Source organism: Isoptericola sp. NPDC055063, from assembly GCF_053608125.1.
The window spans coordinates 109657-122501 of record NZ_JBSGUW010000004.1 but is presented as its reverse complement, the minus strand read 5'-3'; the positions used below and the strand labels follow the sequence as shown (position 1 = coordinate 122501).

At 72.9% G+C, this 12845-nt stretch carries 8 protein-coding genes; 7 read left to right on the top strand and 1 reads right to left on the bottom strand.

All coding sequences use genetic code 11. The features are described 5' to 3' along the window. Positions 1 to 111 precede the first annotated feature (111 nt). The gene (gene uxaC / locus ACWF41_RS06265) at positions 112 to 1530 is read right to left on the bottom strand and encodes a glucuronate isomerase (RefSeq protein ID WP_380321914.1); all 1419 of its coding nucleotides are present in this window, start codon (positions 1528 to 1530) and stop codon (positions 112 to 114) included. 156 nt (positions 1531 to 1686) lie between these two features. Here uxaC and ACWF41_RS06260 point away from each other — a divergent pair, with 156 nt between their 5' ends. The 7 genes from ACWF41_RS06260 (at position 1687) to ACWF41_RS06230 (ending at position 12711) form a co-directional block, all read left to right on the top strand. Next, positions 1687 to 2685, top strand: a complete 999-nt coding sequence (locus tag ACWF41_RS06260) for a LacI family DNA-binding transcriptional regulator (protein WP_380321911.1) — start codon at positions 1687 to 1689, stop codon at positions 2683 to 2685. A gap of 79 nt (positions 2686 to 2764) precedes the next feature. Continuing rightward, complete coding sequence (locus ACWF41_RS06255) at positions 2765 to 4003, top strand: extracellular solute-binding protein (protein ID WP_380321908.1); 1239 nt, start codon at positions 2765 to 2767, stop codon at positions 4001 to 4003. A 7-nt stretch (positions 4004 to 4010) separates the two neighbouring features. Next, entirely contained in the window at positions 4011 to 5144 is a 1134-nt protein-coding gene (locus ACWF41_RS06250; protein WP_380321905.1) for an ABC transporter ATP-binding protein, read from the top strand. Beyond that, complete coding sequence (locus tag ACWF41_RS06245; RefSeq protein WP_380321902.1) at positions 5141 to 6067, top strand: ABC transporter permease; 927 nt, start codon at positions 5141 to 5143, stop codon at positions 6065 to 6067. Before ACWF41_RS06250 ends, ACWF41_RS06245 begins: the two co-directional genes overlap by 4 nt. Next, complete coding sequence (locus ACWF41_RS06240; RefSeq protein ID WP_380321899.1) at positions 6064 to 6990, top strand: ABC transporter permease; 927 nt, start codon at positions 6064 to 6066, stop codon at positions 6988 to 6990. Before ACWF41_RS06245 ends, ACWF41_RS06240 begins: the two co-directional genes overlap by 4 nt. Continuing rightward, positions 6980 to 8584 carry a mannitol dehydrogenase family protein gene (locus tag ACWF41_RS06235; protein WP_380321896.1) on the top strand — a complete coding sequence of 535 codons (1605 nt, stop codon included), beginning with the start codon at positions 6980 to 6982 and terminating at the stop codon, positions 8582 to 8584. Before ACWF41_RS06240 ends, ACWF41_RS06235 begins: the two co-directional genes overlap by 11 nt. Before the next feature lie 95 nt (positions 8585 to 8679). After that, the gene (locus ACWF41_RS06230; protein ID WP_380321893.1) at positions 8680 to 12711 is read left to right on the top strand and encodes a glycosyl hydrolase 115 family protein; all 4032 of its coding nucleotides are present in this window, start codon (positions 8680 to 8682) and stop codon (positions 12709 to 12711) included. Positions 12712 to 12845 lie beyond the last annotated feature (134 nt).

Genomic DNA, 12845 nt, shown 5'->3' with positions numbered 1-12845 from the left:
CCGTCTTCCCCCCTCTTTTTCTCTTTGCTCTTCTTTTTCTTTTCTTTGTGTTGTCCCCTTTTTTGTCTCTCTCCCCTAGGGGCCGCACCCAAACTGCCCCCCCACAACGCCTCAGGGGCGGGCGTAGGCCGCCTGGGGGAGGCGGTAGGCGAGGTCGACGGCCACGTCGAGGGCCTCGTCCAGGTCCAGGCGGTGCTCCGCCACCAGCCGCGCCAGGTAGCCGGCATCGACGCGGCGGGCCAGGTCGTGCCGCGCGGGGATGGAGCAGAAGGCGCGGGTGTCGTCGACGAAGCCGCTCATGTTGCTGAAGCCGGCCGTCTCCGTGGCCGACTCGCGGAACCGCCGCATGGCGTCGGGGGCGTCGAGGAACCACCACGGCGCGCCGAGGCGCAGGGCCGGGTAGACGCCCGCCAGCGGCGCGAGCTCGCGCGAGTACACGTCCTCGTCCACGGTGAACGCGATGAGCCGCAGGCCCGGGTGGTGGCCGAACGCGTCGAGCACCGGGCGCAGCGAGCGCGTGAACTCGGTGACGACGGGGATGTCGTAGCCCTTGTCCGCGCCGAACGCGGCGAACGGACCGCTCGCGTGGTTGCGCAGCACGCCCGGGTGCAGCTGCATGACCAGGCCGTCCTCGGCCGACATCGCGGCCATCTGGAACAGCATGTGCCCGCTGAACGCCTGCGCCTCGGCGGCGGTGACCGTGCCGGCGAGCGCCTGGTCGAGGATGCGCCGCGCGTCGGCGTCGTCCAGGGGGGTGGTGTCGGCCGAGAGGTGGCCGTGGTCGGTGGCGCGCGCCCCCGCGGCGACGAAGCGCTCGCGCTGGGCGCGCAGCGCCTCGAGGTAGCGGTCGTACGACGTGACGTCGACGCCGGCCGCCTCGCCCAGGCGTGCGACGTCGTCGCGCCAGCCGGCGCGGTCGAGGTGCAGCAGCGGGTCGGGGCGGAACGTCGGCAGCACGCGGTCGCCGTAGCCGTCCGCGGCGAGCTTGGCGTGGGCGTCGAGCGTGGCCCAGGCGGGGTCGGTCGTGGCGATGGTCTCGATGCCGAACGCGTCCAGCAGGGCGCGGGGCCGGAAGTCCGGGTCGGCGATGCGCGCCGCGACCTGGTCGTAGAGCGCGTCGGCGGTCTCGGCCGACGGCCGCTGCGTGACGCCGAGGACCTCGACGAGCACGTGCTCCAGCCAGTAGCGCGTGGGCGTGCCGCGGAAGTGCTTCCAGCCGGCGCAGAAGCGGCGCCAGATCTCGCGCGGGTCGGTCTCGGCGTCCTCGTCGGCGGTGGACCCGACGCCGAGGCGGGGGAGCGTCTCGCCCTGGGAGACGAGCATGCGCGTGAGGTAGTGGTCGGGCACGACGACGAGCTGCGCGGGGTCGCCGAACGGCGCGTCGTCCGCGAACCACTCGACGGGCACGTGGCCGTGCATCGAGACGATCGGCAGGTCCTGCACCGCGGCGTAGATCTCGCGGGCCAGCGGCCGCGTGACCGGGTCGGCGGGCAGCGCCCGGTCGGGGTGCAGGGTCCAGGGCTCGTCCACGGGCGTCTCCCTCGTCGACATCATCGTTGGGATCGATTGCAGTCATCGTGCCGTGTTGGCCGTGCCCGGCGCAAGCCCTTGTGTCGAACGGGGGTTGACGCGTCCCGGGATCGTTTGCAGACTGACCCCGACGGGACGACGCACGAGGGAGTGACGATGGCGAACGCGCACGAGGTGGCCCGCGCGGCCGGTGTCTCCGTGTCGACCGTGTCGCGCGCGCTCACCGCGCCGGAGCAGGTCTCCGCCGCCACCCGCGAGCGGGTGCTCGAGGCCGCCGACCGCCTGGGCTACACGCCCAACCCCACTGCGCGCGGGCTGCGGCTGGGGCGCACGCACACCCTCGGCCTGCTGGTGCCGGACCTCGAGAACCCGTACTTCGCCTCGGTGACGAAGGGGGTGCAGGCCCGGGCGCGGGCGGCCGGCTACCCGGTGTTCGTCGCGGACTCCGAGGAGGACCCGTCGGCGGAGGCGGGGCTGCTCGCCCAGTTCGCGCAGCGGGTCGACGGCGTCGTCCTCGCGTCGCCGCGCTCCGACGACGAGGAGCTGCGCCGGGCCGTCGGCCAGCTCCCCGCCGTCCTCGTCAGCCGGGACCTGGCCGACCTGCCCTCGGTCGCGGTCGACGACGCGGACGGCATCGCGCAGGTGCTCGGCCACCTGCACGCGCTGGGCCACCGCCGCGTGGGCGTGGCGGCCGGGCCGACGACGTCCTGGTCGGGCGCGCGCCGGCTGGAGGGGCTGCGCGCGGCCGCCGAGCGGCTGGGCGACGTGACCCTCGTGGAGCTCGGCTCCTTCCGGCCCTACTTCTCCGGCGGCCTCGCCGCCGCCGACCACGCCGTCGCGCAGGGCGTCACCGCCGTCGCGACGTTCAACGACCTCATGGCCCTCGGCGTTCTCGACCGGCTGCGCGGCCGCGGGGTCCGGGTGCCCGAGGACATGTCCGTCGTCGGGTTCGACGACGTGGACGTCGCGACGCTCGTCTCGCCGGCGCTGACCACGGTGCGGGTGCCGCGCACCGGCCTCGGCCGCCGCGCCGTCGACCTCCTGCTCGGCCGGCTCGACGCCGGCCGCGCCGAGCCCCAGACCGTCGGGGGCGACCGGCACCGGTTGCCCGCCGAGCTCGTGATCCGCGACTCCACCGGCGTCCCGCCCGGATGATCGGTACCCCGCCGCACCGTCGACGACGCCGTCGACGCACCGTTCCCGGGCACCGTCGCCCGGGGGAAGGAAGGTAGTCATGCGACTCCACCGTTCCCACGCCGGCACCGTCGCCGTCGTCGGCGCCGCCGGCCTCGGGCTGCTGCTCGGCGCCTGCGCCCCGCCCGCCGCGGAGGGCGGCGGCGACGGCCCAGCCGTCACCGACGCGGCCGAGGTGCCCGACACGCCCTCGAAGCCCGTCGAGCTGCACATCCTCGACGTCGCGGGCAACCAGAAGCTCACCGAGCCGATGATCGACGCGTTCGTCGAGGAGCACCCGGACGTCATCTCGTCCGTCACCTGGGAGACCGGCGGCGCCCCTGACGTCACCGGCATCGTCAAGCCGCAGGTGGACTCCGGGAACCTGTCGGTGGACCTGGTCCTCACCGGCAACGACGGCCTGTCCGCCGGCATCTCGCAGGACCTGTGGGTGCCGCTGGTCGACGACTTCGGCGACCGCCTGTCCAACCAGCAGAACTACCTGGAGCCCGCCGCGGCGATGCAGGACCTGGCCGAGGGCTACGGCGTCGTCGTCACGTACTACCCGTCCGGCCCGCTGCTGCAGTTCGACCCGAAGGTCGTGACCGACCCGCCGTCGACGCCCGAGGAGCTGCTCGACTGGGCGAAGGCCAACCCCGGCAAGTTCGGGTACGCGCGCCCCGCGAACTCCGGCCCCGGCCGCACGTTCCTCATGGGCCTGCCGTACATCCTGGGCGACAAGGACCCGAAGGACCCGGAGAACGGCTGGGACAAGACCTGGGCGTACCTCAAGGAGCTGGGCGAGTACGTCGACAACTACCCGACCGGCACCGGGCAGGTCGTCACGAACATGGGCGACGGCACCTGGAGCATGATCCCGACGACCACCGGCTGGGAGATCGAGCCCCGCACCGACGGCCGGCTGCCGAACACGCTGGACGCCGCTCCGTTCGACGACTTCACCTGGGTGACGGACGCGCACTACGCGGCCATCCCGAAGGGCCAGTCCGCGGACAAGATCTCGGCGATCCTCCTGCTGCTGCAGGACATCCTCACGCCGGAGCAGAACGCCAAGGCGTACGACCACGGCTACTTCTACCCGGGCCCGGCGGTCGAGGGCGCGACGCTCGACAAGGCGCCGCAGGAGTCGCAGGACACGATCAAGGAGTACGGCCGCGACTGGTACGACGACCTCATCGAGTCGGCGCCGTCCACCACGCCGCTGGCGCCGGACGAGATGGTCAAGGCCTTCGACATCTGGGACCGCGAGATCGGTGCCGGCAAGTACACGGAGGAGTGAGACCGCGATGGCGATCACTGCCGGCACGTTCGAGTCGCTGGAGCTGCGCGACGTCGGGCGCAGCTTCGGCGGCCACCAGGCCCTGGCGGGCCTGGACCTGACGGTCCGGGCGGGCGAGTTCATCGCCCTGCTCGGCCCGTCGGGCTGCGGCAAGTCGACGGCGCTCAACTGCCTCGCGGGCCTGCTCCCGCTCACGCACGGGCAGATCCTGCTCGACGGGCGCCGCGTGGACACCGTGCCGAGCGAGAAGCGCGGGTTCGGCATGGTGTTCCAGAGCTACGCGCTGTTCCCGCACCTCACGGTGGAGAAGAACGTCGCGTTCGGGCTGCAGATGCGCGGCCTGCCCCGCGCCGAGATCTCGCGGCGGGTCGCGGAGGCGATCGCGCTGGTGAAGCTGGAGCAGCACGCGAAGAAGCTGCCCGGCCAGCTGTCGGGCGGCCAGCAGCAGCGCGTCGCGATCGCCCGCGCCGTGGTGCTGGAGCCGTCGCTGGTGCTCATGGACGAGCCGCTGTCGAACCTCGACGCCAAGCTGCGGCTCGACATGCGCACCGAGATCCGCCGCCTGCACCAGGAGCTGGGCCTCACCACGATCTACGTGACCCACGACCAGGAGGAGGCGCTGTCGCTGGCCGACCGTCTCGTCGTGCTGCGCGAGGGCCGGGTGCAGCAGATCGGCACCCCCGACGAGCTGTACGACCACCCCGGCAACTGGCACGTCGCCGACTTCATGGGCTACCGCAACATCCTCGCGGGCACCCTCGGCGACGGAGCGTCCGACGGGACGACGGTGCGCGTGGGCGGCGTGGCCCTGCACGGCCGCGCGGTCGGCGGCGTGTCCGCGGGAGACGAGGTGCGCGTGGCGGTGCGCCCGGACGACCTCACCGTCGTCGGGCCCGGGGGCGAGCCGCGCGACGGCAACGACCTGCGCGGCGAGGTCGCGGTCGTCGAGTACCACGGGCGGGAGTTCGCCGTCGTCGTGCAGACGCCGGACGGGACGATGCTGCACGTGCGCACCCCCGTGGCCCCCGCCGTGGGTGAGGCGGTGCGCCTCACCGCGCCGGCCGACCGGGTGCTCGTCTTCCCGGCCGAGCTGTCGGCCGCGCGGGCGGACGCCCGGGCGGAGGCGGTGACGGCGGCATGACCGCCGTCGCCGCCCGCCCGGCGCGCAGCACCGCCAGCCTGCGGCACCGGCTGGCGGAGCGGGGCATCGACTCGTCGTTGTGGCTCATGGTGCCCGCGCTGGTGTTCGCGCTCGCGCTGTTCGTGTACCCGTTCTCGTACGGGATCGGGCTGACGTTCCAGCCGAGCCTCGCCACCCAGCAGCAGTGGGGCGGCGGGGTCCTGGCGAACTACGTGGCGTTCTTCCGCGACCCGTTCGTCTTCGACTCGGTGTGGATCACGATGCGGCTCGCGCTGCCGGCGGCGCTGTTCAACGTGCTGGCGTCCATCCCGGTGGCGATGGTGCTGCGCCGCAAGTTCCGCTTCAAGCGGTTCATGACGTCGGTGCTGGTGCTGCCGATCACGCTCGGCACGGTCCTCACCGCGCAGGGCCTGCTGATCTTCGCCGGCCGGCAGGGGTGGCTCAACCGGTTCCTGCTCGCCACGGGCGTCGTGGACCAGCCGCTGGCCCTCGTGAACAACTACACCGGCGTGATGTTCTCGCTGATCATCACGGGCTTCCCGTTCGCGTTCCTGCTCGTCTCGTCGTACCTGTCGGGCATCGACCCGTCCCTGGACTCGGCGGCGCGGACCCTCGGCGCGGGCTGGTGGCAGCGGTTCCGGCGCATCACGCTGCCGCTGCTGGCGCCCGGCCTCGCCACCACGTTCATCCTCACGTTCGTGCTGGCGTTCTCGGTGTTCCCGTCCGCCCGCCTCGTCGGCGACGCGATGGGCTCCACCCGCGTGATGTCGCTGATGGCGTTCCGCGCGTTCGGCGAGCAGAACGACTACCCGATGGCCTCGACCATCGCCCTCATGATGGGCGTCGTCGAGCTGCTCGTCGTCGCGATCGTGCTCGCCTGGCGGTCGCTGCTCTACAAGGGATCGACGGGAGGCAAGGGATGAGCGCGCTGGACAGCCCGACGACGACGTCGGACGCGCCGCAGGACACACCGCCCCGCGCGACGGGTGCGGCGGGGCGGCCCCCGGGCGAGCGGTCGCTGGCCGCCTCGCCGTCCACCTGGTTCGTCTGGGCCGGCATGGCCGCGTTCCTGGTGTTCCTGCTGGGCATCATCGTGGCGGTGGTCGTCGACTCGTTCGGCCGGTCGTGGTTCGACAGCTGGCTGCCCGCCGAGTGGACCACCGACTGGTACGCGAGCTCCTGGGACCGGTTCGACCTGACGCACGTGGTGGGCGTGACGGTGGGCGTCGCGATCGCCGTCGTGGTGCTGTCCGTGCTGATCGGCGTGCCCGCGGCGTACCTGCTGGCCCGGCGGAACTTCCCCGGCAAGCGGCTGGTGAACGTGCTGTTCCTGCTGCCGATCCTCATGCCGCCCATCACCTTCGGCATCCCGCTCGCCACGGTGATGTACGCGTTCGGTCTGGGCCGCACGGTGGTCGCGGTGATCCTGGTGAACCTGGTGCCGTCCGTGCCGTTCGTCATCCTGACGATGACGCCGTTCATCGAGCAGATCAACCCGGCGATCGAGTCCGCCGCGCGCATGTGCGGCGCCGGCCTGCGCCAGGTGTTCACGCGCATCCTGGCGCCGCTGCTGGTGCCCGGCATCCTCGCGGCGTCGATCCTCGTCCTCGTGCGCACGGTCGGGATGTTCGAGCTGACGTTCCTCGTGTCCGGCCCGCAGTCCGACACGCTCGTCGTGGCGATCTACCGCGCCATGACGTCGGCGGGCGGCGGCGAGGCCCGCCAGCTCGTCTCCGCCATGGCGGTCATGTACACGACGACGATGCTCGTCATGCTCGTGGTCGCCCTGAGGTTCGTGAACCCCACCCAGCTGGTCGCCCAAGTGAAGGAAGCCCGTGACGACTGACCGACTCCACCGCTCCGCCCTGCCCGCGCACCTCGAGCCGCCGGCGGACCCCGAGCAGGTGGGCATCGTGCACCTGGGGATCGGCGCGTTCCACCGGGCCCACCAGGCGGTGTTCACCGAGCTGGCCGCGCGCGCCACCGGCGACCGCCGCTGGGGGATCCTCGGCGTGACGCAGCGCTCGGCGTCGGTGCGCGACCAGCTGCGGCCGCAGGGCGGGGTGTACGCGGTGCTCACGGCGGGCACGCACGAGAGCCGGCTCGACCTCGTGGGGTCCGTGCTCGACGTCGCGTGGCCCGCCGAGGAGACCGCGCGGGTGCTGGCGGCGGTCGCGGCGCCCACGACCCACGTCGTGACGCTCACCGTCACCGAGAAGGGGTACGCCCGTGCCGCCGACGGCGGGCTCGACGTCGAGCGCGTGCGCCCCGACCTCGACGCGCTCGCGGCCGAATCGGTCGGTGCGGGGCCGTCGGGCGCCGGGTCGGCCGCCGACCAGGTGGTTGTGCACGGAAAGACGCCCGAGAACGTGCAGAACCGCCTGGTCGGCGGGGACGTGGTGCCCGGGACGACGGCGGTCGGCCTGCTGGTGCGGGGCCTGGCGGCCCGGTGGCGGGCGGCGCGGGCGGCGGGCGAGCGGCACCCGATCACGGTGCTGACCTGCGACAACATGGTGGACAACGGACGCGTGCTCGAGCGGCTGGTGGGCGCGGCGGTGGACGCCGCGCTGCCGGGGGCGGACGGGGACGGGCTGCGGTCGTGGCTCGCGTCGGACGTCGCGTTCCCGTGCTCGATGGTGGACCGGATCGTGCCGGCCACCACGGCGGCCCACCGCGACGCGGTGGAGCGCGAGCTCGGCGCCCGCGACGAGGGCCTCGTGGTGGGCGAGCCGTTCCGCCAGTGGGTGATCGAGGACCGGTTCGCCGGGCCGCGCCCCGCGTGGGAGCGGGCGGGCGCCACCCTCACCTCCGACGTCGCGCCGTGGGAGCAGGCCAAGCTGCGGATGCTCAACGGCACCCACTCGCTGCTCGCGTACGCCGGGCGGCTGGCCGGGCACGCGACGCTCGCGGAGGCCGTCACCGACCCGGCGCTGCGCGAGCGGGCGCGCGCGTTCATGCTCGACGACGCCCTCCCCACGCTGACGCCGCCCGACGGCGCGGACCTGCGCGCGTACGGGGAGTCCCTGCTGGAGCGGTTCGCGAACCCCGCCACGGGGCACACCACGCTGCAGGTGTCGATGGACGGCACGCAGAAGATCCCCATCCGCTGGGGCGGGATCGTGGCCGACCGGCTCGCCGCCGGCGCCGTGCCGTCGGGAGCGGCGTTCGCGCTGGCCGCGTGGAGCGAGGTGGTGCGCCGGGAGGCGGCCGCCGGGCGGCTCGTCGACGACCCGCGCGCCGCCGAGCTCGCCGCCGTCGTCGCGCGGGCGGGCGACGGTGACCCCGCCGCGGCCGCGCCGGCGGACGTCGCCCGGGCGCTGCTCGCGCTGCCGGGGCTCCTGCCTGACGATGCCGGGTCCGACCCCCGCCTGACGGGTGCGGTCGTCGACCTGGCCGACGAGCTCGATCGCCGACGTCGTCCGAGCTGGTCGGACGCCTAGAGGAGGGACTGACGATGCTGCCATCGCGACAACGAGGTCGAGCAGCGCAGCAAGCGATTCACGACGGGAGTCGGGGGCGCCCACGATGGCCGGCGGTGCTCGCGGCGGGCGCCCTGGTGGCCGCGGCGCTCGCGCCCGTGGCCACCGTGGGGGCCGCTCAGGCGGCGCCGTCCGGATTCACCGTCTACGACGGGCGGGAGGCCGCGCCGATCCTGATGGACGCGCCCCCGTCGGGCGACGAGGGTCGACGGGACTATCAACAGGTGCGCCGCGCGACCCAGGACCTGCGCCAGGACGTCGGCATGGCGACCGGCGCGATCGACCAGCGCGAGGTCCAGGGCCTCCTCGTCGACGACGAGGAGGCGAAGGAGGCCAGGCTCGACGCCGGGGGTCGTGGCGTCCCCGAGCTGCGCACCGACGGGTCGGGCGCCCGGGCCGCCATCATCGTGGGCCAGGTCGGCCAGAGCGAGCTCGTCGACCAGATCGTCGACGACGGCAAGCTGGACGAGGCCGCGACGATCGCGGGCCGGTGGGAGGCCTACGTGACCAAGTGGGTCAAGGACCCGCTGCCGGGGGTGGACGAGGCCCTCGTGGTCGCCGGGAGCGACGCCCGCGGCACCATCTACGGCATCTACTCGGTCTCGGAGGAGATCGGCGTCTCGCCCTGGTACTGGTTCAGCGACGTGCCGGTGAAGGTGCGGGACGCGATCGTGGTCGGCACCGACGCGCGGGTGGACGACGGACCCGACGTGAAGTACCGCGGGATCTTCATCAACGACGAGGAGCGCCTCGCGCAGTGGGCGAGGTCGAAGTTCCCCACGGACCAGGGGACGCCCGACGTCAACTACTACCGGCACGTCTACGAGCTGCTGCTGCGCCTGCGGATGAACACGCTGTGGCCGGCGATGCACGCGACGTCGACGGCGTTCAACGGCGCCACCGACACCGGGATGTACGACACGGGGACACCGATCAACGCCCGTGAGGCGTCGGCGTACGGCGTGGTCGCGTCGTCGTCGCACGCGGAGCTGATGCTGCGCAGCAACGAGCACGAGTGGCGGGAGTTCTACGAGCGGAACAAGGAGGGGCTCGACATCCGCGGCGCCGACTGGCGTGCCGCGTACGACTACTCGATCAACAAGCCCGCGCTCATCGCCTACTGGCGCGAGAGGCTCGTCGCCAACGAGGAGTTCGAGAGCATCCTGCCGCTCGGCGTCCGCGGCGTGCACGACAGCGAGCCGGTGCTCACCCCCGGCAACCCCTACGGGTTCACGACCAAGGTGGAGATGGTCGGCGATGCCATCACCGAGCAGCGGAAGCTCGTCGCCGAGGTGTACGGCAGCGTCGACGCCGTCCCCCAGGTGTTCATCCCGTACAAGGAGATGAACGACCTCTACAACGCCGGCCTGAAGGACTACATCCCCGACGACGTGACCCTCATGTGGGCGGAGGACAACTACGGCTACCTGCGTCAGATGCCGACGAAGGCCGAGGCGGCCCGCTCCGGCGGCAACGGCGTCTACTACCACAACTCCTACTGGGGCGAGCCGAAGAGCTACCTGTGGCTCAACTCGACGCCCATGGCGCTGATGGTGCAGCAGCTGCACCGGGCGTGGAGCTCGGGAGCAGGGCGGTACTGGATCCTCAACGTGGGTGACATCAAGCCGGGCGAGATCAAGCTGGACCTGTTCGCCCGCCTCGCCTGGGACGTCGACGGGTATGACGACACGAACATCGAGAGCCGCTTCCTCACGGACCAGGTGCGCCGGGACTACCGGCTGACCGGGCAGCAGGCGCGGACGGTCGCCGACGCGCTGACACGGTTCGACACCCTGGAGAGCACCAAGCGTGCGGAGTTCTGGGGTGCGGTGGACGCGTCGAGCGGCAGCTCCGGGCGGATCCACACCGGCCAGGTGTACCCGTTCAGCGCGACGTCGGACGGCGACGAGCTGCAGCGCTACATCAACGAGGCGAACGCCCTGGTGACCGAGCTCGAGGATGTCTCGGCGAAGCTGGCCCCGCAGTACCGGCCCGCGTTCTACCAGCAGGTGCTCCACCGGGTGCGGGCGTACCGCGACATCGCGGAGCACATCGGCTACTTCTGGAAGAACCAGCTCGCGGCGTCGCAGGGTCGTTACGCCAGCGCGGGGAGCTACGAGCTGCTCTCGAAGCGGGCCCGCGCGCGCATCACGGCCGACGAGCGCTACTGGGACACGCTCAGCGACGGCAAGTGGGCGAAGATCATGGGCCACAGCCATCCGGAGGGCTTCCCCAACGAGGGCGCCGTCATGCTGACGAACGACCGGTACGCCAGGGTCCCGGAGGCGCACGAGGGCGTCGGCGCGGCCGCCGAGGGCAGCACGGATCCGGGCGCGGGCACGCTCCGCTTCAGCTCGGCCACGCCCGACGACGAGAGGTTCTTCGACGTCTTCTCGACGGCCGACGTCGCCGACCCGCAGGACTGGGTCGCCGAGGCGGACCAGCCGTGGATCAGCCTGTCGGCGCGCTCGGGGACGACGGCGACCGAACGACGCGTGCGCGTGTCGGTCGACGAGGGGCGCGGCACGTCGGGCGTCGTCCGGGTGTACCGGGCCGTCGACGGGGTGCGCACGGGCGAGCCCGTCGCGACCTTCGCGGTCGACGTCGAGCGGGCGCCCGACCTCAAGGACCTCGACGGGAGCGGGCACCTCGAGTCGAACGGCCGCGTGGTGCTCGAGGCGGAGCACTTCGCCGCCAACGAGCCGGGGGCGGACGGCTCCCGGTGGGCGCCGGTCCAGGGCGTGGGCCAGCGGGGCGCGTCGATGGGGTCGTACCCCGAGACCGCCCCCCGCGTCGACACCGACTTCGCGGACACGGCCCGGCTCACCTACCGCGTCTGGTTCACCTCGACCGGGCGGTTCACGGGGACGTTCTACCGGGTGCCCACCCTGAACGAGGGCACCGAGGACGACGGCACCGCACGGACGGCGCGCACGGCGATCGGCCTCGACGACGAGGTGCCCACCAGTGCGCAGCTCCGCGGCACGTCGGTGTCGGGGAACAGCCAGAGCCCGTGGGGCTTCAACATCATGCATGGGATCGAGCCGCTCGAGTTCACGGTGGACGTCCCGACCCCCGGCTGGCACGACCTGGTCGTGTATCGGTCCGACGCCGCGATCCTCTTCGACCGGATCGTCCTCGAGACCGTCGACGGTGCCGCCGGGGACGGGCTGGTCGGGCCGCCCGAGAGCCCCAACGACGTCGCCGGCGCGGCTCCGCAACGTGCCGTCGTCGCGGAGCTCCCCCGGGAGATGCCGGCGCTGCACCGGGTTCCTGACGTGCACACCACCGAGGGTGCGACGTCCACGATCGACGGGATGTCCGGGGCCGTCTCGGTGACGTCGGACAACGAGACGGCTGTCTCGGCGTCGCTCGACGGCGACGCGGTGCGGGTCACCGGTCACCGTGCGGGCACCGCCGAGGTGGCGGCGACCGCTCGTGACGGCTCCGTCACGGTGGCGACGGTGCGCGTGACGCGTGCCGTCGGCGCCCCGGTGGGGTCCTACCAGGAGGAGGCGGGTTCGATCGTGATCGACGCCGCGGACGCCCTGGAGGACGCCCCCGGGGCCCTCTCGGAGGCGAGCAACAACGGCACGCACACCTGGGCGCAGGCCCGGAACGGTGTGCAGGCCGTGCCGCCCGCCAGCGCCGCGGCGAAGGCGAACTGGATCGCGACCTCTCCGGCCCAGGCCGCGGCGCTGTTCTCCGCGGGGCCGACGGACAAGGTCAACGGCAGCATCGCGCCGGGGGCTCCGCCGCGCCTCGACTTCACGGTCGACGTCGCGGCCGGGGGCACCTACTACCTGTTCGCGAACATGAGCAACCCGAACGCCGACGCGGACTCGTACCACGTGCTCGTCGACGGGACGTGGCGCTACCACTCGGGCAAGAGCAGCCCCGAGGCCGGGTCCGAGTCCTGGTACGGGAGCACCGGCACCGCCGGCGCCGCGATCGCGCTCGCCCCGGGGGAGCACACCATCTCGCTCGCACCGCGCGAGTCGGGTCTCGTGCTGAACCAGCTCGTCCTGACCACCGACAAAGACCCGGGACTCGTGGGCTTCCAGGAGCCCAGCGCTCGGGTCGAGTGACGCCGGGCGGTCGGCAAGGGCCCTGAGCCATGGTCCGGCGGTGCTCCCCTCACCGGAGCGCCGCCGGACCTCGGGCATGCTCTCGGGCGCTCGCCGCCGGACGAGGAAGCTCCTGGCTGACACGCCCTGGGACC

What these genes read in the sequence shown, in the direction of transcription:
- ACWF41_RS06260 (WP_380321911.1), top strand. Translation starts at nt 1,687, where the DNA reads ATGGCGAACGCGCACGAGGTGGCCCGCGCGGCCGGTGTCTCCGTGTCG.
- ACWF41_RS06250 (WP_380321905.1), top strand. Translation starts at nt 4,011, where the DNA reads ATGGCGATCACTGCCGGCACGTTCGAGTCGCTGGAGCTGCGCGACGTC.
- ACWF41_RS06245 (WP_380321902.1), top strand. Translation starts at nt 5,141, where the DNA reads ATGACCGCCGTCGCCGCCCGCCCGGCGCGCAGCACCGCCAGCCTGCGG.
- ACWF41_RS06255 (WP_380321908.1), top strand. Translation starts at nt 2,765, where the DNA reads ATGCGACTCCACCGTTCCCACGCCGGCACCGTCGCCGTCGTCGGCGCC.
- ACWF41_RS06240 (WP_380321899.1), top strand. Translation starts at nt 6,064, where the DNA reads ATGAGCGCGCTGGACAGCCCGACGACGACGTCGGACGCGCCGCAGGAC.